22 protein-coding genes are annotated in these 20,400 nt (G+C 34.4%); 1 reads left to right on the top strand and 21 read right to left on the bottom strand.

Annotated elements, in window-relative coordinates; all coding sequences use genetic code 11:
• Position 1: 1 nt before the first annotated feature.
• From RM520_RS02865 to RM520_RS02845, 5 genes are all read right to left on the bottom strand, one after another.
• A complete protein-coding gene (locus RM520_RS02865; protein WP_311386901.1) occupies positions 2–931 on the bottom strand; it encodes a tetratricopeptide repeat protein in 930 nt (309 codons plus the stop codon).
• Positions 932–1,017: 86 nt separating this feature from the next.
• Positions 1,018–2,034 carry a sugar phosphate nucleotidyltransferase gene (locus tag RM520_RS02860; RefSeq protein WP_311384197.1) on the bottom strand — a complete coding sequence of 339 codons (1,017 nt, stop codon included), beginning with the start codon at positions 2,032–2,034 and terminating at the stop codon, positions 1,018–1,020.
• Positions 2,035–2,143: 109 nt separating this feature from the next.
• Entirely contained in the window at positions 2,144–2,578 is a 435-nt protein-coding gene (dut, locus tag RM520_RS02855) for a dUTP diphosphatase (RefSeq protein ID WP_311384196.1), read from the bottom strand.
• Positions 2,568–4,025: an oligosaccharide flippase family protein gene (locus tag RM520_RS02850; RefSeq protein ID WP_311386900.1), complete on the bottom strand. Its 1,458-nt coding sequence runs from the start codon at positions 4,023–4,025 to the stop codon at positions 2,568–2,570. Before RM520_RS02850 ends, dut begins: the two co-directional genes overlap by 11 nt.
• Before the next feature lie 102 nt (positions 4,026–4,127).
• Positions 4,128–4,613 (bottom strand): hypothetical protein, encoded by a 486-nt coding sequence (locus RM520_RS02845; protein WP_311384194.1) that lies wholly within the window; start codon positions 4,611–4,613, stop codon positions 4,128–4,130.
• A 96-nt stretch (positions 4,614–4,709) separates the two neighbouring features.
• Between RM520_RS02845 and RM520_RS02840 the strand changes: the two genes are divergently transcribed.
• Positions 4,710–6,386 carry a sulfatase family protein gene (locus tag RM520_RS02840; RefSeq protein WP_311386899.1) on the top strand — a complete coding sequence of 559 codons (1,677 nt, stop codon included), beginning with the start codon at positions 4,710–4,712 and terminating at the stop codon, positions 6,384–6,386.
• 19 nt (positions 6,387–6,405) lie between these two features.
• Here the strand turns inward: RM520_RS02840 and RM520_RS02835 are convergent, their stop codons facing one another.
• The 16 genes from RM520_RS02835 to RM520_RS02760 form a co-directional block, all read right to left on the bottom strand.
• A complete protein-coding gene (locus RM520_RS02835) occupies positions 6,406–6,957 on the bottom strand; it encodes a hypothetical protein (RefSeq protein WP_311386898.1) in 552 nt (183 codons plus the stop codon).
• Positions 6,950–7,438, bottom strand: a complete 489-nt coding sequence (locus tag RM520_RS02830; protein WP_311386897.1) for an RNA polymerase sigma factor — start codon at positions 7,436–7,438, stop codon at positions 6,950–6,952. Before RM520_RS02830 ends, RM520_RS02835 begins: the two co-directional genes overlap by 8 nt.
• Before the next feature lie 11 nt (positions 7,439–7,449).
• Positions 7,450–8,289: an alpha/beta fold hydrolase gene (locus RM520_RS02825; RefSeq protein ID WP_311386896.1), complete on the bottom strand. Its 840-nt coding sequence runs from the start codon at positions 8,287–8,289 to the stop codon at positions 7,450–7,452.
• Positions 8,290–8,358: 69 nt separating this feature from the next.
• On the bottom strand, positions 8,359–9,573 hold the full coding sequence (locus RM520_RS02820; RefSeq protein ID WP_311386895.1) for a TCR/Tet family MFS transporter: 1,215 nt from the start codon (positions 9,571–9,573) through the stop codon (positions 8,359–8,361).
• 342 nt (positions 9,574–9,915) lie between these two features.
• Positions 9,916–10,773: an ATP synthase F1 subunit gamma gene (atpG, locus tag RM520_RS02815; RefSeq protein WP_311386894.1), complete on the bottom strand. Its 858-nt coding sequence runs from the start codon at positions 10,771–10,773 to the stop codon at positions 9,916–9,918.
• A gap of 23 nt (positions 10,774–10,796) precedes the next feature.
• The gene (gene atpA, locus RM520_RS02810) at positions 10,797–12,377 is read right to left on the bottom strand and encodes a F0F1 ATP synthase subunit alpha (RefSeq protein ID WP_311386893.1); all 1,581 of its coding nucleotides are present in this window, start codon (positions 12,375–12,377) and stop codon (positions 10,797–10,799) included.
• Between the two features lie 2 nt (positions 12,378–12,379).
• Positions 12,380–12,919, bottom strand: a complete 540-nt coding sequence (gene atpH, locus RM520_RS02805; protein ID WP_311386892.1) for an ATP synthase F1 subunit delta — start codon at positions 12,917–12,919, stop codon at positions 12,380–12,382.
• 3 nt (positions 12,920–12,922) lie between these two features.
• Positions 12,923–13,417 carry a F0F1 ATP synthase subunit B gene (locus RM520_RS02800; protein WP_311386891.1) on the bottom strand — a complete coding sequence of 165 codons (495 nt, stop codon included), beginning with the start codon at positions 13,415–13,417 and terminating at the stop codon, positions 12,923–12,925.
• Between the two features lie 86 nt (positions 13,418–13,503).
• Entirely contained in the window at positions 13,504–13,728 is a 225-nt protein-coding gene (gene atpE / locus RM520_RS02795) for an ATP synthase F0 subunit C (RefSeq protein ID WP_311386890.1), read from the bottom strand.
• A gap of 15 nt (positions 13,729–13,743) precedes the next feature.
• A complete protein-coding gene (gene atpB, locus RM520_RS02790; protein WP_311386889.1) occupies positions 13,744–14,826 on the bottom strand; it encodes a F0F1 ATP synthase subunit A in 1,083 nt (360 codons plus the stop codon).
• Between the two features lie 87 nt (positions 14,827–14,913).
• Complete coding sequence (locus RM520_RS02785; RefSeq protein ID WP_311386888.1) at positions 14,914–15,309, bottom strand: hypothetical protein; 396 nt, start codon at positions 15,307–15,309, stop codon at positions 14,914–14,916.
• A 5-nt stretch (positions 15,310–15,314) separates the two neighbouring features.
• The gene (locus tag RM520_RS02780) at positions 15,315–15,548 is read right to left on the bottom strand and encodes an AtpZ/AtpI family protein (protein WP_311386887.1); all 234 of its coding nucleotides are present in this window, start codon (positions 15,546–15,548) and stop codon (positions 15,315–15,317) included.
• Complete coding sequence (locus tag RM520_RS02775; RefSeq protein WP_311384182.1) at positions 15,526–15,948, bottom strand: bactofilin family protein; 423 nt, start codon at positions 15,946–15,948, stop codon at positions 15,526–15,528. The genes RM520_RS02780 and RM520_RS02775 overlap by 23 nt, the downstream gene beginning before the upstream one ends.
• Positions 15,948–18,464 (bottom strand): type IX secretion system periplasmic lipoprotein PorW/SprE, encoded by a 2,517-nt coding sequence (gene porW, locus RM520_RS02770; RefSeq protein WP_432264896.1) that lies wholly within the window; start codon positions 18,462–18,464, stop codon positions 15,948–15,950. The genes RM520_RS02775 and porW overlap by 1 nt, the downstream gene beginning before the upstream one ends.
• 125 nt (positions 18,465–18,589) lie before the next feature.
• Positions 18,590–19,669 carry a serine hydrolase domain-containing protein gene (locus tag RM520_RS02765; RefSeq protein ID WP_311386885.1) on the bottom strand — a complete coding sequence of 360 codons (1,080 nt, stop codon included), beginning with the start codon at positions 19,667–19,669 and terminating at the stop codon, positions 18,590–18,592.
• A gap of 6 nt (positions 19,670–19,675) precedes the next feature.
• The gene (locus RM520_RS02760; RefSeq protein WP_311384179.1) at positions 19,676–20,371 is read right to left on the bottom strand and encodes an ABC transporter ATP-binding protein; all 696 of its coding nucleotides are present in this window, start codon (positions 20,369–20,371) and stop codon (positions 19,676–19,678) included.
• Positions 20,372–20,400: the final 29 nt, after the last annotated feature.

Raw genomic sequence — 20,400 nt, 5'->3', positions numbered from 1 at the left:
ATTAAAATCCTGGTTTTATCTTACGAAGGTACTCATTTGCCTTAGAAAAATTATTAGTCTTAGTATAGGCATCTGACAAAGTTTGGTAAACTCTATTAGCTAGTTTTTGATTATCAAAAAGATAATCCAAAGAAGATTGTAAAACATCAATTGCTTGACTGTCTTTATTGTTTTTATGTAAAGCAAGACCATACGCAAAATAGAAAAATGGTTGCAACGGATATAACTCAACGGCTTCTTTTGCCTTGCTTTCAACCATGGTAAATTGCTCAAGGCTTATCTGTTGTTCTAAATTAAGTTCGAGACTTTTTACAGGGTCGTTATTTACTATAACTGAACCTGGCTTTTTTACATTAAGAACACTAGACTTTCGTGAAAGAGCATCCTCTATTTTATTAATTAATTGTTCTTTGAAAGCTGAAACTGGCAACTGGTTTACTACGATTAAAGCGTCATTAAACTTTTCTCTTTTGTAATAAACTAAGCTCAAGTTCTTCTGAAGTTCGTGATTCTTAAAAGGAATAGTTGTTTGAACCGATTCAATGGTATTTGATTGTTTTTCAATAATTTCAACAAGTGTATCTAAATACCAATAATTGGTTGGGTCAGCAATGATAGCTTCAACGGCGTACTTTTCCGCATTAAAAAATTGCTTATCAAGTAAATAGGTTTTGGCTAACTCATGGTCAATCGCTTCATTCTCAGAATCCAGCTGTTTACATTCTAAAAACAGATTAACTGCTCTGTCGTAATTTTGAATTCCTTTTTGTTTTGTCGCTTCAAAAAAAGCTTCTTGAAACTCATCGGTATATTCTTCAAGAAAAACCTCAGCACTTTCTTCAGTTTCAATAATCTTTTCTTCTTGGGCGTACGAGAATTGCGAACCAAGCACGGCAACCATAATTACCAAAAAGAAAAAAAGATCTTTCATTTTTATAAATTTTCCTGCACATCATCAACTACTCTTCGAGAGTATGTTTCGTTAGCTCCTCTCGCAAATTGATTTAAAAGCAGTTTCTACTCCAATACAGAATAATCACCTATACTAATGGTTTCAAAATTACCATCGTACTTTACGTGATTACCTATCATAGCATTGTCCAAATTAGCGTTTTTGATACTGGTATGGCTTTGGATTATACTATTTTTAACTGTTGAGTCTTCAATTACTGTATCTGCACCTATCGAAACAAAAGGACCAACCGTAGTGTTTTTTAAGACTACATTTTCACCGATAAAACAAGGTTCAATGATATTCGCATTCTCCTTTTTAACTGAAGTCGAAATCATACTTTCACCATCTTTCTCTAAAAAGCCTAACATGCGCTGATTAGTCTCTACTGTTACTTTTTTATTCCCGCAGTCCATCCATTCATCAACCTGACCAGTTACAAATTTCTTGCCTTCTAACATCATTCGCTTAATACCATCATTAATTTGGTATTCTCCGCCATTAATTACATTATTATCCAAAACGTACTGCAGTTCTTTTTTTAATGCACCAACATCTTTAAAGTAATAGATTCCTATTACGGCTAAATCAGAAACAAATTCTTCGGGTTTTTCTACCAATTCAACAATCTCGTTAGCTTCATTTAATTTAACAACGCCAAAAGCTTCTGGTTCGGCAACTTGTTTTACCCAAATAACACTATCTGCATCTTTATCTAGATTAAATTCAGCTCGAATTAAAGTATCGGCATAAGCAATTACCGCTGGGCCACTTAAAGAGGGTTTAGCGCTCATAATAGCATGTCCAGTGCCCAAAGGCTCATCTTGTCTGTAAATTGAAGCTTTCGCACCTAAACCTTCAGCTAAATCTTTTAAACTAGCGACAACTTCTTCACCAAAAAATGCTGGATCTCCTAGGATAAAAGCAACTTCTTCTATAGGTTCGCCAAGTACCTTTGCAATGTCACTCACCAAGCGATGCACGATAGGTTTCCCTGCAACAGGAATCAACGGTTTTGGTACAGTTAAACTATGCGGACGTAATCTTGAGCCTCTGCCGGCCATTGGGACAATTATTTTCATGAAAGAAGTTTAGTAATTATTAGTTTTATGATATTGTAAACGTTAAAGAAAGACAGTTATTTTTTGAAATCTTTAGTTATCTCAATAAGTAAAACATTTAGTTATAATTTCACTTTACACCCGTGCTACCAAATCCGCCAGCTCCTCGTGTAGTCTCTGAAAGTTCATTTACTATATTCCATTCGGCACGTTCGTGTTTTGCTATAACCATTTGCGCTACACGTTCCCCATTTTCAATGGTAAAATCTTCATTTGATAAGTTTACCAAAATAACCCCTATCTCACCTCGATAATCGGCATCCACAGTACCAGGAGCATTCAAAACAGTTATTCCTTTTTTAGCCGCCAAACCACTACGTGGTCTTACTTGAGCTTCAAAACCAATAGGTAATTCAATAAATAATCCTGTTTTTACGATGGTTCTTTCTAAAGGTTTTAACGTTATGGATTCTGAAATATTGGCTCTTAAATCCATTCCCGCTGAAGCTATTGTTTCATAGTGAGGTAATGGATGTTCCGATTTGTTAATGATGTTAATTTGCACGTTTTAAGAATATAGATTTTAGTTTGTCTCCTTCTAGTTTATAAATAAGTCCCAAAAATACTAAAAGCAGTATGCTTCCAGTTATTAAGTTTCGTTCGAATACATAGAATGATAAAACAGAAAAAAGAACAGATATTCCGGCATAAAAACAGATTTTACGCATGTTATATGGAATTGGATAATGTTTTCTTCCGAAATAATAAGACAAGGACATCATGGTGCCATAGGCTATTAAGGTTCCCCAAGCAGAAGCCATATACCCAATTTTCGGAATTAAAGCAAAATTGATAACTAAAGTTAAAATAGCACCAATTGAAGAGATGTAAGCGCCGTATTTTGTTCTATCTGTTATTTTATACCATACCGATAGGTTATGATAGATTCCTAAACAAAAACTTGCTAAGAGAACTATGGGCACAATATCTAATGCCTCCCAATAAGTCTTATTCCCTAAAAGAAGTATTGCTAAAACTTCAGAAAAAACAACAACTGTTAAGAGGATAACACTTCCTAAAATCACAAAGTAGTTGGTAATAGCTGCATATGTTTTTTGAGGGTTCTCTGTTTTCGCATGACTAAAAAAGAAAGGTTCTACCCCCATTCTAAAGGCAGTGCCAAATAATGTCATAAATAATGCGAGCTTATAACATGCGCCATAAATTCCAGAAACAGATTCTGAAACCATATTAGTCAACAAAATCTTATCTACCACTTCATTTATTGTGAAGGCAATACCAGCAATAAGAATAGGTGCTGAATAACGTAGCATTTCTTTCCATAATGGAAAACTAAAAACATAGTTGTTTTTTAAGTAAGTGGGTATAAAAAACAGAAGTATAAATCCACTTGCAATAATGTTAGAAATAAAGATGTACGGAATTTCAAAATTTGGTTTGTAGAGACTATCTAAAAATCCCGTGCCAATTTCTGTTATTATTTTGGGTAATAAAACCAAGAAAAACAAATTTAAACCAAGATTAATGGTAACACTTATAATTTTTAAGAGAGCATATTTCAATGGTCTTTCATAGGCTCGTAATAGTGCAAATGGAATAATTACTAGGGCGTCTAAAACTAATATATAAGCTGTAAACTTAATGTAGTCCACGTTTATCCCCGTTAAGTCAGCTAAAGAATCTTTAAAAATTAAGGCCAATACAAGAAATAGGATTGAAGTCCCAACTAAAGAAATTAATGAAGTAGAAACAACCTCATCTTTATTCGTTTTCTTATTGTAAAATCGGAAAAATGCTGTTTCCATACCATAAGCAAGCAACACATTAAAAATAGCAATCCAAGAATAAATATTGACATACTCTCCATAGCCGGAAGCATTTTCAAATACCGTAGTGTAAAGTCTTACCAATATTACGGAAAGAACTCTTGGCAACACCGTCGCCAAGCCATAAATTGCTGTTTGTTTAAAAAGCTTCTTAAGCGGATTCAATAGTAAGTTTGCTTTTAAAAGAAACCCCGAAGATATACTTCGGGGCTATATGTTTTATAAAAGTAGGCAATATCTACCATCCTTAAAAAGACAGAACGTCACTTACTTATAAATTAAAGGTTTCTGTTCTTTGATGCCTTCAATCTTATAATACTTTATTTTCTCACCATCCATATAACTAACGACACATTGGTCCGTTCCCAGTTCAAAAGGAAACTTTTCTTTTTTAGTTGGGGGTTGATTGCCCACTTCTTGTTTTGAATCAGCATGCATGACCATATCCATTTTTTCAGAGCTTTCATTTTTAAAGCTTGCTTTCGCCATCCACTTTCCTTCAGAAGAAACTAAAGACACGTCAGCTATCATACCTCTAAAATAAGCTTGTTGCATTTTCATTTCATCCATATTATCGCTTAATAAAGGTATTTCTAAATTAATTCCAGAACCTGTTTCAGCTCGACCGCCTTGCCAAGTTTGACAAGTTGCTTGTCCTAATTCAAAAGGAGGATTCTCAACCAATTTCTTTTGCGAAGAACATGCTGATAAAGAAAAAACCAGTGCTAATATGCTATAAGTAAATACTTTCATTTGTGTATATTTTGATTGTTATAAAGATATGAAACCAAAATTAGTGCCAAATAATCAGATTCACTTCATTTGTTTGATTCTTATTATCTTTTTGGAATGAAAAAACCAACGGCGAAAATGCAAATCAAAAATTTTATTTTCTATATATCATTCGTTCTAATTCTCTCCTTAATTCTTTCTTGTCAACAAGAAAAAGAAGGTCTACCAAAAGAACGGCCGAATATCATTTTCATAATGTCAGATGATCACGCTTATCAAGCAATAGGTGCTTATGGTAGTAATCTGATTAAAACTCCTAATATTGACCGTATTGCAAAAGAAGGTATCACCTTTACCAATGCCTGTGTTACAAATTCCATTTGTGCTCCTTCAAGAGCGACCATACTAACGGGCAAGCATACTCATATCAATGGTAAAACTGATAATCAAAGACCTTTTGATACTACCCAAGTTACTTTCCCTGAATTATTTCAAAAAGCAGGTTACAACACCGCAATGTTTGGTAAACTTCATTTTGGAAACAACCCAAAAGGGGTAGATGATTTTATGATTCTACCAGGACAAGGAAATTATATCAACCCCGATTTTATTGTCAAATCCGGAGATACTATTAGAAAAGAAGGTTATGTAACCGATGTCATTACGGATGTTACTTTAGATTGGTTAGATAAAAAGCGTGACACCTTAAAACCTTTTATGTTAATGTATTTACATAAAGCCCCTCATCGCCCCTGGTGGCCAAGACCCGATAAATTCGAAGCGTTTTTAAGCAAAACCTTTCCTGAACCGGAAACACTTTTCGATTCCTATGAAAATAGGGGTACAGCCGCAAAAACTGCTCAAATGAATTTGCTAACTGATATGATGTACAATCATGATAGCAAAATTAGACCTGAACTAACGGAGAAAATGAAGCCACAGCCTGCCGTTCCAGAATACAAGGGTGGTTTTGATAATCCATATAGTAATCGTGCTACGGCAGCACAAAAAGCCCTGTATGAGCCTATATTAGATAAAATAAATGCTGATTTTGAAGAAAATTGGCCCAAAATGACCAATGAAGAAAAAATGCGTTGGAAATACCAGCGCTACATGCAAGATTATTTAGCCTGTATATCATCAGTTGATGATAATGTAGGTCGTGTTCTAGACTATTTAGACAGTCATAAATTAACTAAGAATACTCTTGTTATCTATACTTCTGACCAAGGATTTTATTTAGGTGAACATGGCTGGTTTGATAAACGTTTTATTTACAATGAATCTTTTAAAACGCCATTACTTGTGCGTTGGCCTAATGAAATAAAAGCAGGAATCAGTAATGAAGAAATGGTGCAAAACCTTGATTTTGCCCAAACACTCTTAGAAGCAGCACAAATTCCATCACCTGATGACATGCAAGGTGAAAGCCTAATGCCTTTATTAACTTCTAATGAAGCTGAATGGACAAGAGATGCGGTATATTATCATTATTACGAATATCCAGCCGTACATCAAGTTAAAAGGCATTATGGCATTGTAACTACAGCATTTAAATTAGCTCATTTTTATTATGATGTTAATGAATGGGAATTGTATGATCGTAAAAATGACCCTTATGAAATAAACAATGTTTATAACGACCCGGCTTATTCCGAAGTTGTAAAGTCTTTAAAACTAAAGTTAGATGATTTAAGAAATCAGTATGGAGACTCTGATGAACTCAATCAAAAATATATTAATATTCATTTAGAGAATAGTATTGATTCTCCATTGAAAAGAAAAAGCTCTTAAAAAAGATCGTCGTTTGCAATTATTCTAGTTCTTTTAGTGCTCTTAGTTCTTTTCGGATTTGAAAAAATAAAAAGAAGCAAAAGAAAACTAACAAAACTAATGAAGACCACACTATATAGTTATAAAAGCCCTTTGATAAGGACATTTTAAAATCAGGTAACAAGGTCCAAAATGCATAGCTATAAATGGCTAATAAAACTGGAGTCAAAATTCCATGTATATATATTCTGCTCTTATAATAGTTTTCAAGCTTTGCTTTAAAATTTTGAGTGTCAATTGCAATTGATAAATTTCTTAGATGGTTCATACTAAAAATTTCAACTAATACTCGCAAAAATAGTGCTGCTATCATAACTCCTAAGGCAATAGCAACCTGTCTATATTCTATCGCTTTGATATAGATAAAGAAAATCACAAGAACGCCAATTGTGCTTAACAAAACTAGATTTCCAATTCTTTGCTTCTTGGCTAGATTCTTAATTCCATTTTTTAATTCAGAGAAATTTGCTTCAGTTGGAACCTGATCAGCCTGCTCTTTCCAATTGCTTTTTATTTTTTCGAAATCATTCATGATTTACACATTTTGTGAGTTGATTTTTAATTCGATGAATTCTAGTTCTAACAGCTTCGTGTTTTAAACCCATAACAGCGGCTATCTCTTTTTGCGCTAGTCCTTCAAGTTCCATAAGAATTATTCCTTTGTTTGTTGCACTCAACTTATTAATACAACGATACATGTCTTGATATTGCTTTTCTTTTATTTGAGTTGCCTCTTCTTTTTGGAGAATATCTTCAGTGAGCAATGTATCTGAAAATCGTTTGGACTTTTTATTCCTTAGACTAATTAAACAAGTATTAATTGCTATTCTATAAATCCAAGTTGAAATATTACTTTCTTTTCTAAAGGTCTTTACGTTGTTCCAAACTTTAATAAACACTTCTTGGGTTAGGTCCTTAGCCAGATCAGTATCTCCTGAAACATACCCCATACATAGGCGCAGTATTCTGGCATAGTTGTCATTATAAATTTGCTTGAACTCCGTTTCAGGCACAGTTATTCTGATTAAATTTTTGATTTTAATGTATTTAAAAACCAATCAGGTTTATCATACATGATAAAATGAGATGCTCCCTCTGCAAAAATGAGTTCATAATTTGCCAGGTTCTTATACTGCTCTTCGTATGTTTTTCTTGCTATTTGTTCACCAAAAGGTTGAGTTGCTGCCAAAATAGTTACAGGTATTTGAATTGCAGAAACTTTTTCTCTTAAATCAACTTTTAAATAATCTGTATATCCATAAACATAAGTTTCTCTATCTGCCATTTCCATCCATTCAATGATTTGATTTCTCTTGTCTTGATTTGATGTCATTCCTGAAGCCATTTGTATTGCCATACTCTTAAAATCAGCCGCATTCATTGCTAGTACTTGGTTGTTATATGGACTTTCGTAAACCAAATTTTCACTTTTATAATCCGGAAACATTAAGGCTCCACTTGCTGTTAACGCGTCTACAATAATCAATTTTTCAAATAAAGGTTCCTTAGCCGCTAATGACAAGGCTAGTGTACCGCCTAAACTATGGCCGATTGCCGTAGCTTTCTCTAGACTATTTTCTTTTATATAATCTAAAACTTCTTTTTCAATTTTAGGATACCAAGGAAATTCGATTGGTGTAACGGCTCCGAATCCAGCAAAGGTGAATAGGTGACATTGATATTCTTTTGAAAGCTCAGCGACTTGTTCTTCCCATACCTTATCAGTGCACGTAAAACCAGGGAAAAATAAAAGAGGCTCTCCTTGACCAACGACCTTTACTTCAAACGCTTTGTTTTGCGAACTTAAGTTCCAGACAAACATAGCAGTCAATAATACTAAAAAAATACTTCTTAAATTTTTCATCTCTATAAGTTTTAAATCAATTTTACTCTTTGATTCAAGACTTAAAAAATGTTACATGGAAATTAAAAATTATTTTAATTCTAGTCTTTTCATAGCGACAAAAGCACAGCCAAAAGCTATTAACAAGAAAACTGCAGCAAGCGCATATGCAGCTCCTGGAAAATAGTAAATAGTCTCAGGTTTTATAAAATAGTAAAATACAGGTGCAAATACTAGTTGACCTAAAATAGCAGTCACACTTACCAAGCCAGTTATGGATCCTTGAAGAATACCCTGTTCCTTTTGAGAAACTTGATTAGAAATTATTCCTTGTACGGTGGGTCCAGCTACTCCACCTAGTGCATACGGAATTAGAAATGCATATAACATCCATGGTTCAGAAGCTTGTGAAAACAAGAACATACCAATAGTCCATAATAAAAAGCCAAAAGTCACTACTTTACGTTTTCCGAACCAATGAACCACTTTACCCACTAAAAAGCCTTGTACAATAGCCACAAGCACTCCAACTACCATTAGTGAAAAACCTATTTGTTTTGGATTCCAATCAAACTGTTCAATAGTAAAATATGACCAAACTGAAGGCAATGCCTGTCCAGCTAAGTTTGCTAAGAAAAAAGCAAGAATTAATAAAAGAACCCCTTTATAATTTCGAAGCGCAAACAAAGATACCCCCGGTATCATTTTTTTAAATTCAATCTTTCTTCTATTCTCTTTGGTCAAGGATTCTGGCACCACGAACCACCCAAATAAGAAGTTAGCGAACGTCAGACCAGCAGCAATATAAAAAGGTAGTCTAATATCAATTTCACCGAAATAGCCACCAATACCAGGGCCTATAATAAAACCTAAACCAAAGGCAGCTCCAATGAGACCAAAATTTTTAGCCTTTTCTTCATCTGAACTTATATCTGCAATATAAGCGGTAGCAACTGTGAAACTTGCTCCAGTAATTCCGGCCAAGAATCGACCTATAAAAAGCCAAACAATTGTTGGAGCCCAGGCATGAACTAGATAATCAATACTTAAACCTAATAATGAAATCAATAAGATGGGTTTTCTTCCATATTGGTCTGAAATTTCACCCAAAACCGGTGAAAATAGAAATTGCATACCCGCAAAAGCTGTAGTTAGCCACATTCCATAAATTACGGCTTTGGCTGTTCCCTCTCCGGTAAGCTCCATTATAAAGTCAGGAATTATAGGCAGTATAATCCCTATTCCTATTACATCAACTAATACCGTGATGAAAATGAAAAATAAAGCGGTCTTTTTTGATTTCATTGCTGCGCAAAAATCGTTTAAAAAACAAAGCCCCGCGTAAATGCGGGGCTAAAAATTCTTTAATTAAATAATTCGGCTACTTCTAATTGCTCAATGACTCTAAACTTGAAAAATTGACTTCGCTTAGGCTACGTCTAATTGTTTAATGCCTCTGAACTTCAAAAATTGACTTCGCTCAGGCTACGTCTAATTGTTTAATGCCTCTGAACTTCAAAAATTGACTTCGCTCAGGCTACGTCTAATTGTTCAATGCCTCTGAACTTGAAAAATTGACTTCGCTCAGGCTACGTCTAATTGTTCAATGCCTCTGAACTTGAAAAATTGACTTCGCTCAGGCTACGTCTAATTGTTCAATGCCTCTGCGCCACCAACAATTTCTAAAATTTCATTGGTAATAGCGGCTTGTCTAGCCTTATTATATGTCAATTTTAATTGATCTCTTAATTCTGTTGCATTATCAGTTGCTTTGTGCATCGCCGTCATACGAGCACCATGTTCACTTGCAAATGAATCTCTAATTGCTTTGAATAATTGAGTCTTTAAAGACTTTGGAATCAATTGCTCTACAATCTCAGGTTTTGATGGCTCAAAGATATAATCAGCAGCGCCTGAAGTATCACCTTCCATTGGTACGATAGGTAAAAACTGTTCAGACATCACAATTTGAGTGGCGGCGTTTTTGAATTTGTTATAAACCAATTCGATTTTATCATAATCACCTTCAACAAATCGATGCATTAAGTTTTCAGCAATCTCTGAAACATTCTCAAAAGTTAAATCATCATATACGTCGCTATGATTAGTAAGAACGGTGTCTTTCTTGCCTAAGGCATCGTTTGCCTTTTTTCCAATTGCAACAAAATCAATTTGCTTTTCGCTATAGGTCTCTTTTAAAACAGCACATTGCTTTAAAATATTGGTGTTAAAAGCACCACACAAACCTCTATTTGAAGTAATAGCAACAACTAAAACCTTATTGACTTCGCGATTATCAGCATACTTACTCCCCGCATCACCATCTAGACTCGCACTTAAACTTTGTAAAAGCTCCGTTAATTTGTCTGAATATGGGCGCATTGCAGTAATAGCATCTTGCGCTTTTTTCAATTTTGCAGCCGATACCATTTTCATAGCACTGGTAATCTGCATAGTTGAAGAAACTGATGCTATTCTATTTCGTATTTCCTTAAGATTAGCCATTAATCAATTTAAAAGGATGAAACTTATGCTCTATATTTTCCTGAAAGGTCTTTACAAACTGACGTTAACGTTTCCGTTACCTCGTCTGTTAATTTACCAGCCTTTAAAGTATCTAAAATCCCTCTGTGCTTAGCGTTCAAGAATTCAATGAAATCTCTTTCAAATTCTTTTACCTTATCCACAGGAACATCTCTTAACAAGTTTTTCGACCCAGCAAAAATAATTGCTACTTGATCTTCAACAGTAAATGGATCGTTTTGAGCTTGCTTTAAAATCTCAACGTTACGACGTCCTTTTTCAATAACATTTAAAGTAGCTGCATCTAAATCAGAACCAAACTTTGCAAAGGCTTCCAATTCACGGAACTGCGCTTGATCCAATTTTAATGTACCTGCAACTTTTTTCATTGATTTTATCTGAGCAGAACCCCCAACACGAGATACTGAAATACCAACATTAATTGCAGGACGCACCCCTTGGTTGAATAAATCTTGCTCTAAGAAGATTTGTCCATCCGTAATGGAAATTACGTTTGTTGGAATATAGGCAGAAACATCACCTGCTTGTGTTTCTATAATTGGTAATGCAGTCAATGAACCTCCACCTTTTACGATTGGTTTCAATGAATCTGGCAAATCATTCATGTTTTTTGCAATACCATCATCGGCAATTACTTTAGCCGAACGTTCTAATAATCTTGAGTGCAAATAGAAAACATCACCAGGATATGCCTCACGCCCCGGTGGTCTTCTTAATAAAAGAGAAACCTCACGGTAAGCAACTGCCTGCTTAGATAAATCATCATAAATAATTAATGCTGGTCTACCTGTATCTCTAAAATATTCCCCTACAGCCGCTCCAGCAAAAGGAGCATATACCTGCATTGGTGCAGGATCTGATGCATTAGCCGCAACAATAGTTGTATAAGCCAATGCACCTTTATCTTCTAAGGTTTTTGCAATAGCAGCAACTGTAGATGCCTTTTGACCAATCGCAACATATATACAATATACTGGCTCACCAGCATCGTAAAATTCTTTTTGATTTAGAATGGTATCGATACAAACTGTGGTTTTACCTGTTTGACGATCACCAATTACTAATTCACGTTGACCTCTACCAACAGGAATCATAGCATCAATAGCCTTGATACCAGTTTGTAATGGTTCGTTTACTGGTTGACGATAAATAACCCCTGGCGCTTTACGCTCTAGTGGCATTTCGTAAGTTTCACCAGAAATTGGCCCTTTTCCATCAATAGGTGTACCTAAAGTATTTACCACACGACCAACAATGCCTTCTCCAACATTGATAGACGCAATACGCTGTGTACGTTTTACAGTATCACCTTCTGCAATCTCTCTAGATGGGCCTAATAGTACCACACCAACATTATCTTCTTCTAGGTTTAATACAATACCTTCAATACCGCCGTCAAATTCTACTAATTCACCGTATTGAGCGTTCGCCAAACCATAAACTCGGGCAATACCATCACCAACTTGTAATACAGTACCTACCTCATCTAATGAAGCAGTCGCTTCAAAACCTGATAATTGTTGCTTTAATATTGCTGAAACCTCAGCTGCTTTTACTCCTGCCATTTTTATAGACTATTTGTAAATTCTCGTTTTAATCCGTTCAGTTTGTTTGCCACACTGGCATCATATTGCAAATCGCCCACTCTTAGAATGAAACCTCCAACAATACTCTCATCAACTTTATTTTCAATGGTCACTTTATTACCGGTCATCTTGGTAATCTGTGCCAATATTTTTTTCTCTAAATCTGCAGTTAAAGGAACCGCTGATGTTACATAAGCTATGTCTTCACCCTTCATTTTCTCAAAAAGAATGATGTATTTGTAAGCCACTTCTTGAAGCATTTCAATACGTTTATTACTTGTGAGGGTATCAATTAGTCCCAAAGTAATTTCATGACTTCCTTTGAATATAGCATTCAGTGAATTCTTTTTGACCTCATTTTTTACAACAGGACTAGACAATACACTCTGTAACTCTGAATTTTCAGAAATTACAGTTGCAATAGTACGCATGTCTTTTTCAACTTTGTCAGCTGCTTTTTTTTCAGCAGCAAAATCTAAAGTTGCTTTTGCATATCGTATGGCTGCTCTAGCTTCGTTCATTGCTTAGTTCAATTTGATATCACCTAACATATCTTCAACTAGCTTCAGTTGCTTTTTTTTGTCAGATAGTTCTTCTTTGATTACTTTTTCAGCTATATCAACCGAAAGGTTGGCAACTTGTGCTTTAATATCAGCCACCGCTGCTTTTTTTTCACTTTCAATTGCCGCTTGAGCTTGCTTAAGCATTTTGTCTCCCTCAGCTTTTGCCTGCTCTTTAGCATCGGAAACAATTCCTTCCTTAAGCTCTCTAGCCTCTTTCAACATTGCATCTCTTTCAGCACGTGCTTCTTTAAGAATACGCTCGTTATCCGCTTGAAGGTTTTGCATTTCTTTTTTGGCTTCTTCAGCAGAATCTAAAGCACTCTTAATTGATTCTTCACGCTCGCTTACTGCTCCTAAAATAGGTTTCCAAGCGAATTTTCTAAGAATCCACAATAGAATCAAAAAGGTGATTGCTGTCCAAAAAACTAATCCAAATCCTGGGTTTACTAAATCCATTTCTTAGTATATTAAGTAATTAAATTTTGTCTTAACTAAAAATAAGATACAGAAGTAACCAACCGTTACTTCTGTATTCAAATTACTTAGGCTGTAGGAGCTGCTTGTAATAAAGCAACAACCACACCGAATAAAGCTACCGCTTCAACGAAGGCTGCAAGAATAAGCGCAGAAGATTGAATCTTTCCGTGCATTTCAGGCTGACGTGCCATTGCTTCCATCGCTTTTCCACCGATGTTACCAATACCAACACCAGCTCCGATAGCTGCTAATCCAGCGCCAATAGCTGCGATTCCATAAATAGTCGTCATAGTACAAAATTTAAATTAATGATGTTCTTCTTCAGTTGCCATTCCAAAATAAAGAGCTGACAATATTGTAAATATATATGCTTGAATTGCTGTAACAACAATTTCGATTACTGTAATAAATAAAGAAAATAAAACTGAAATAGGTGATACCCAAACAGTTTCAAATATGAAAATCAATGACATTAAGGCCAATATAATAATGTGACCGGCCGTAATATTAGCAAAAAGACGAATCATTAAAGAAATCGGCTTTGTAAAAATTCCGATTAGTTCTATCGGCATTAAAAAGATTTTCATGGGTACTGGCACTCCTGGCATCCAGAAAATATGTTTCCAATAATTTTTATTACCACTGAATGTTGTAATAATAAAGGTGAATAATGCTAAGGTGAATGTGAACGCAATATTACCACTAAGGTTAGCTCCATTTAGTATTGGAATTAATCCAAAAATATTATTTAGCCATATGAAAAAGAAAATCGTAAGAAGATATGGCATATACCTTTTATATTTATGCTCACCAATCATTGGTTTCGCAATCTCATCACGCACGAATACAATCAGTGGTTCAACAAAGCCAGCTATACCTGTTGGAACTTTATTCTCCGATTTCTTATAAACACGTGCTGCAGAAATGAATATTAAAAGCAAAACTAAAACTGAAACCCACATCATAAATACATTGCGGGTAATTGAAATATCAATAGGTTTAGATGCATTTGTTGGATGATGCTTTTCATCAAAACTTACTGAAGTAGCCCCATCTTCTAACTGATATATTTTTTCATGGTATTTAACAAAGTTTTGACCATTCTTTTCAACGATGACTTCCCCTTCATCATCATGATGAAATCCACTTGACATAAAGGTAGTTAATCCACTATCGGTCCAAAGAATTACAGGCAAAGGTAAAGAAATAGGCTTGTCATCAATATCGATAATATGAAATTCATGAGCATCTTTTACGTGATGCATGATCATCTCATTTGGATCAAATTTTTTATCTGATTCTGTGTCGTTTTTGTCGTAAGCAAAACTTGCAGTAGGAATTGCAAGTAAAAGTCCTAAAAATAATGTCTTAAAAGTACTAATTCGCATTCGTTCGTCAGATTAAAAATACCGCTTTCAAAATCGGTGCAAATGTACGTACATTAAATCAATTGACAAACAATAATTTTATGATTGTTAAGAGGTCAAAAACCTATTAATACTATACACTTCAAATGCTAAAAAAATAAAATAAGGAATAAAGAAATTTACCGCATCACTAACCTTATTTGGAGCATCAGAAAGAAATAATGGTAATAAAAAAATGACAACCAAAATCATTTTTAATACCATCAACAAAATAAATGGGTTAAAGACTTGTTTTCTGCCATTTGAGAATCGAAAATTTATAATCGAATAGACTATTAATACCGCAATAAAATGGAAAACGTAAACATTCCAAAGTGGTATGACAAATTCTTTATCAGGTAATAAAGAACTTACTAAATAGGAATGAAAAAAGTACATAATTAATGCCCCTAAAGCTAATTGAAGCATAAAAAATAACTGCCGCCCTTTAAAAGAATTGTCCATAATATCTAGCGATTAGACATCTTCATTATTTGTCTCACAACAAAATAAATTGAAATTAAAACCGCAAATAAAGAACAAATAACGGTATAAATAGAATGCTTGTTAGGAAACTTTTCATCCAAAAAAACTCCAAGGTAGGTTCCTCCGCCAATTATTACAATCATCTGGAAAGCAATACCAGAAAATCGTGCGTAAGTATTAAGTGCAGGTTTTTTTTTAGGAGACTTTTGCTGGCTCATTAACCTTATTCGACTGTAATTTATGTGTTGCGCCAGAAGAAGGAGTGCCTTTACCCATTGTACAAGAAGCGTTAAATGTTGCCCCTGGCTCTACTGCCAACTTAGATACATTCACAGTCCCCTCTATTTTAGCTGAACTTTTAAGAGCTAATAGTTCAGAAACATAAAGTTCTCCATTAAAGTTACCTTCAATATCAGCATTTACGCATTCAACTTTCCCTTTAATTAAGCCATCTTTTCCAATAACTACTTTTCCTGAGGTCTTTACATTACCCTCAAGCTTTCCATCAATCCTGAAATCAGCTTGGGAAGTAATATCACCTTTTATTACTGTGTTCTTTTCAATTCGGTTTGGCTGGCCGCCAAAACCATCCATAGGTTTTTGTTTATCTGAAAACATTAGTTCGAGGTTTTTGGGGTTAAAATTTGCGTTTTATAATCTTCAATGTTCTTATGTACAAGAATCGTTTTATAGTTGGATGATAAAACTACAAAATTCTCATCCTTAATTCTGTAGTCTTTGTTGTTTTTTATAAGTTCAGCATAGCCTAAAGCAAAATCTTTTGATTTGAACCCATGGACGACAACAAATTGGTCTTCTAATGTGTAAATATCTTTTGAAACCAAATTCTTGTATTTTAAATCTTTAACAACCTCTTGCATACGTTTTAAGAGCTTTAAAGCTTTTTCGTTGTCTCGGTTTTTGAAAGGAAAAACAACCTTCCAATTTCCAGCTCCCTCAGAACCGGTTTCAGGTGAAAATTCTTTTGAAGCTAGTTTTGGTAATTGCTCAGCAACCATTTGCTCCGCTTTTTTTCCTTCCGGATTGTTAGGATAAGTCAGTGCAACATAATTCAGTGCCTCTTTAAAAGGTTCAAAGCCTTGTAATCTGCCTATAGCATTCGCTTTGAGCATTTCAAATTTTGGCACTATAGGGTCGCCGGTATATTTATTGATGTTTTCTTCAGATAGTGTAATCACTTTTAAAAACTGTTGGTCTTGATAAAGCTTATAGAGGTCAGCGTATTTTTTATCAGGACTATCAGCTTCATTAGCCAATACTGCTTGAGGGTTTAATAAAATTTCAGCATAACGGGTATTAGCATGATTATTGATAATGTTTTGCTTCATTTCTAAAGCTAATGGACTACCCGATTCTTCATAAATTTTATATAAATTATACTTAGAAGGTAATACTAATCTTTCTTCAGGGTTAGAAGCCAAAACACTTTCTAATTTACCTGCTGCTAAAAGGTTCTCTTTAAACTTTTCTTTATAAATCAGACCTAATTGATAGTTAGCAAAATTTCGTTCTGTTCTTAAACTATCCACAATAGCCACATCAGTAGGAACTTGATTCAAATAAAAATCAACAGAATACTTTTCTTCTTCAGATAAAGGCGATGCTATACTATCTGCAGTTACTATGTTACCTGTTGACTCTGAAGGTAAAGCCTTGCTTTTATCGCTCCAACGCCAATCATCTTCTAATTCTCTGGTACCCCAACGAGTTTTAAAGTCGGTTTTACCATAACCCAAACTTGTGATATTATAGAAATAAAACTTACCCTTATTTTCTTTACCACCAGGCGAATTACCAAAAGCTGCAAAACCTGCACTTGCCTTTTTATCTTTTTCAGCCTCAGCCTCAGCTGCCTTTCTTTGTAATTCTGCAATGTACTCTTCAAAATAAGTGATACGGTCTTGCTCGGGCATTTCGTGAACTGTTATGACGCTGTCAGCATATTGGGCAATATCTTCGTATTTGATAACATCTTCCAGATTGTCAAACTTCTTTTTAATTGCTCTGTACTTTCTCGTATCTACAGCCAAATTGGTCAATACGCTATCATAATAGGCCCCTGCATTTTTATATTCGTTATGGTCAAAATTGTATTCGGCTAAATTCTCATAATTCTTAGAATTTAACTTTCTATCTTGTTGTGTAGCACGTAATGATTTATTGAAATATGCGATGGCCAAACTATCTGAGCTCGTTTCTAAATGAAATTTTGCAATTTGACGGTATATTTTATCTAAAAAGGGGCGGTTCTCACGATTTTCTTCCAAATCGGTAAGGTATTCAAGCATTTCTTCATAGTTCGTGTCTGTTAATTCTGTATTCTGAATTTTCTTTAGGTGGGCATTAATCATGTAAACCCTTGGTGCTTTTCTATTCAAGGCAATTACCTTATCAAAAGCATAATTAGCACTGTCTTTAAAACCTAGTTGGTTGTATAGTTGCCCAATGATAAAAAGATACCGGCCTCTTTCTTCATTTTTTTTGGTATAACTCTGGGCTATTTTTAGTTTTTGTATCGCTGTGTCTGCAGCTTTTAGATTTAAATACGATTGCGCCATTACCGCGTTAGCATCCGCATACTCTTGATTGCTCAACTCATCGTACTTAAAAAGGTTTTTAAGATTTTTTATTGCCAATTCTGGATTGTCTAATCGCATATTGGTTTTCTCTCTCCAAATACGTGCTTCATTAAACTTATCGCTATTGGTGTATTTTCTAAGGATGTAATTGAAAGATTCTAAAGCGGGAATATAACGTTGGTCAAAATATCGTGCTTTACCCAATAAAAGAAAAGCTTCATCAGTTTGAGGATTGCGCTCTTCATCTTTAATATCCATACTATGTTTTTGTATGGCTTTGGTAGCTTTTTCTTCAGCAATTACAAAATTTGGATTGTTGTCTTCAGAATCGAGTTTTATCTCATCTGTTACCTCTAAGCGTTCGACAGGTAGTATCTCCCAGAAATCATCGCGATATGAATTGTTCAATTCTTGACGGCCAGTTTCAAATGCAATATTACCGTTATACAGTGTATTGTACTTCGTATTTAATGCATGCCAATTGCGATTAATGAACTTATCCTTTTTAACCGAACAAGCATTAAACACTAACATTCCGACGATACCGGAAATAAAAAGTTTTATGTGAAGCTTCAATGTATTAATCTTTCCTAGGTATCATAACTAAAAAAAGCCCTGTTTAGTGTAGGGCTTATCGATAAAATGAAGTTGAAATTTGCTTAGTCCCCTATTTTTAATAAATCAAAAGCTAACTTATCTATTTTACCACCGCTTTCATGAAAACCTGAAACGTTTGAGAGAATGACTATTCCGTTCTTATTTTCTATATCGAGAACCATACATGACCTATAACCTCCAGTAGCGCCATTATGCCAAACCAAGTGTTTTGTATTTGATTCTTTTTTTATATGCCAGCCAAGGCCAACAGCCATGTCATCATTAATACTGTAAGTCTCTTTTCTTGTCAACATTAGCTCTTTATTGGCGTTATTAAATTGAGCTAAAATAAATTTGGACATATCTTCAACATTTGATAGTACACCACCGGCACCTACCAATATGTTTAAATCCCAATTTGATGTTGGTTTTCCTTTGTTATCTAAACCTTGAACCAATAATGATGTTAGTTTTTCAGCTTTAGTTGTGCTGTTAAACATCTCATACTTTTTAAAAACCTTTTCTAACAATAGTTCTTCATAACCTTTGTCATAAATATTGGTCAGAGCATAACCCAACAAACCTGCTCCCAGATTTGAGTATTCGTATTTTACATTTCGCTTATCTGGCAGTTTGATGTAAAGTTCTAAGAATTCCCTTAATGCTTTCTCACCATAATCTTTGAATGGGTTAGAAGGGTCACTACTATTGAATATAAAATTGCCGGGCATTCGAGGCAGACCAGAAGTATGGTTTGCAAGTTGCATCATACTAAATTCATAATCATTATGCACTTTAAAATTCAAATGCTCATTTACAGATTCCTTAATTTTAACCTTTTCTTCAAGAATAGCATTTGCCAGTATTGTACTGGTGAAGATTTTTGAAATTGATCCTATTTCAAAAACACTTTGTTCGTTTTTAATGGGTTCTAATTCATTTGAGTTTTTAACGAAACCACTATATGTTACTTGGCCGTTATGTATAAAACCAAATGCAATTTCGGTGTTGACAGGAAACAATTCAAAAGCTTTATGAATAAGCTTTGATTGATTATCAGAATCTAGTTCATTGTTAGTTTTTTCTTGACTCAAACAAGTCAAAAACAAAAAACAGGCAATTGGTAGAATGAATTTGTTCATATTCGATTATCCTCCAAAGAATGTTTCCAACTCTTTTAGCGTTTCTTGTGATGTCTGAATATCTTTAACTATTTCTCCTTTATTAAGAACTACAATACGCTCACAAACTTCGGTGACATGCTGTAAATCATGACTTGAAACTAAAACTGTTACATTTTCTTTTGCAGCTAATTCTTTAATAATACCTTTTAATCTAATTTGGGTAGTAGGGTCTAAATTAGCAAAAGGCTCGTCGAGTATAACCACTTCTGGGTTACCAATAAAACTAGCTACAATACCTACCTTCTTTTGATTTCCTTTTGATAAATCTCTTAAATACTTCTTTTGACCAAGAATTTCTCCATGAAAAAAGTCTTGAAATTGTGATAGCAAAGCATTGACATCCTCTTTATTCCTTCCTCTTAACTCACCAATAAAGTAAAAATATTCTTCAGGAGTCAAGTATCCTATTAGAAATGTTTCGTCTATAAAGGCAGAAGTAAATGGTTTCCAAGATTCGCTTTCATCCACCTGAACTTCATTATTGATAATATGGCCAGTGGTTGGTTGAATCAGATCTAAGAGCAGTGAAAATAAAGTGGTTTTACCAGCTCCATTATTGCCTACAAGGCCGAAACTTTGACCTTTTGGAATTTCTAGAGATTCAATATTTAAAACAGTATTAGAACCGTACGTTTTTGAAAGATTTTTTACTGATATCATAGCGATGTTTACTTAAATTTTTAAAGTGT

The organism is Croceitalea vernalis (genome assembly GCF_031846405.1).
Classification (GTDB): domain Bacteria; phylum Bacteroidota; class Bacteroidia; order Flavobacteriales; family Flavobacteriaceae; genus Croceitalea; species Croceitalea vernalis.
Note: the sequence above shows the minus strand (reverse complement) of the source record. Positions and strands in the feature narration are given on the sequence as shown.

What these genes read in the sequence shown, in the direction of transcription:
- RM520_RS02825 (WP_311386896.1), bottom strand. Translation starts at nt 8,289, where the DNA reads ATGAAAAATTTAAGAAGTATTTTTTTAGTATTATTGACTGCTATGTTT.
- atpG (WP_311386894.1), bottom strand. Translation starts at nt 10,773, where the DNA reads ATGGCTAATCTTAAGGAAATACGAAATAGAATAGCATCAGTTTCTTCA.
- RM520_RS02840 (WP_311386899.1), top strand. Translation starts at nt 4,710, where the DNA reads ATGAAAAAACCAACGGCGAAAATGCAAATCAAAAATTTTATTTTCTAT.
- RM520_RS02865 (WP_311386901.1), bottom strand. Translation starts at nt 931, where the DNA reads ATGAAAGATCTTTTTTTCTTTTTGGTAATTATGGTTGCCGTGCTTGGT.
- RM520_RS02835 (WP_311386898.1), bottom strand. Translation starts at nt 6,957, where the DNA reads ATGAATGATTTCGAAAAAATAAAAAGCAATTGGAAAGAGCAGGCTGAT.
- RM520_RS02775 (WP_311384182.1), bottom strand. Translation starts at nt 15,948, where the DNA reads ATGTTTTCAGATAAACAAAAACCTATGGATGGTTTTGGCGGCCAGCCA.
- atpH (WP_311386892.1), bottom strand. Translation starts at nt 12,919, where the DNA reads ATGAACGAAGCTAGAGCAGCCATACGATATGCAAAAGCAACTTTAGAT.
- porW (WP_432264896.1), bottom strand. Translation starts at nt 18,464, where the DNA reads ATGTTAGTGTTTAATGCTTGTTCGGTTAAAAAGGATAAGTTCATTAAT.
- RM520_RS02820 (WP_311386895.1), bottom strand. Translation starts at nt 9,573, where the DNA reads ATGAAATCAAAAAAGACCGCTTTATTTTTCATTTTCATCACGGTATTA.
- RM520_RS02800 (WP_311386891.1), bottom strand. Translation starts at nt 13,417, where the DNA reads ATGGATTTAGTAAACCCAGGATTTGGATTAGTTTTTTGGACAGCAATC.
- RM520_RS02760 (WP_311384179.1), bottom strand. Translation starts at nt 20,371, where the DNA reads ATGATATCAGTAAAAAATCTTTCAAAAACGTACGGTTCTAATACTGTT.
- RM520_RS02845 (WP_311384194.1), bottom strand. Translation starts at nt 4,613, where the DNA reads ATGAAAGTATTTACTTATAGCATATTAGCACTGGTTTTTTCTTTATCA.
- RM520_RS02860 (WP_311384197.1), bottom strand. Translation starts at nt 2,034, where the DNA reads ATGAAAATAATTGTCCCAATGGCCGGCAGAGGCTCAAGATTACGTCCG.
- atpB (WP_311386889.1), bottom strand. Translation starts at nt 14,826, where the DNA reads ATGCGAATTAGTACTTTTAAGACATTATTTTTAGGACTTTTACTTGCA.
- atpA (WP_311386893.1), bottom strand. Translation starts at nt 12,377, where the DNA reads ATGGCAGGAGTAAAAGCAGCTGAGGTTTCAGCAATATTAAAGCAACAA.
- atpE (WP_311386890.1), bottom strand. Translation starts at nt 13,728, where the DNA reads ATGACGACTATTTATGGAATCGCAGCTATTGGCGCTGGATTAGCAGCT.
- RM520_RS02780 (WP_311386887.1), bottom strand. Translation starts at nt 15,548, where the DNA reads ATGAGCCAGCAAAAGTCTCCTAAAAAAAAACCTGCACTTAATACTTAC.
- RM520_RS02765 (WP_311386885.1), bottom strand. Translation starts at nt 19,669, where the DNA reads ATGAACAAATTCATTCTACCAATTGCCTGTTTTTTGTTTTTGACTTGT.
- RM520_RS02785 (WP_311386888.1), bottom strand. Translation starts at nt 15,309, where the DNA reads ATGGACAATTCTTTTAAAGGGCGGCAGTTATTTTTTATGCTTCAATTA.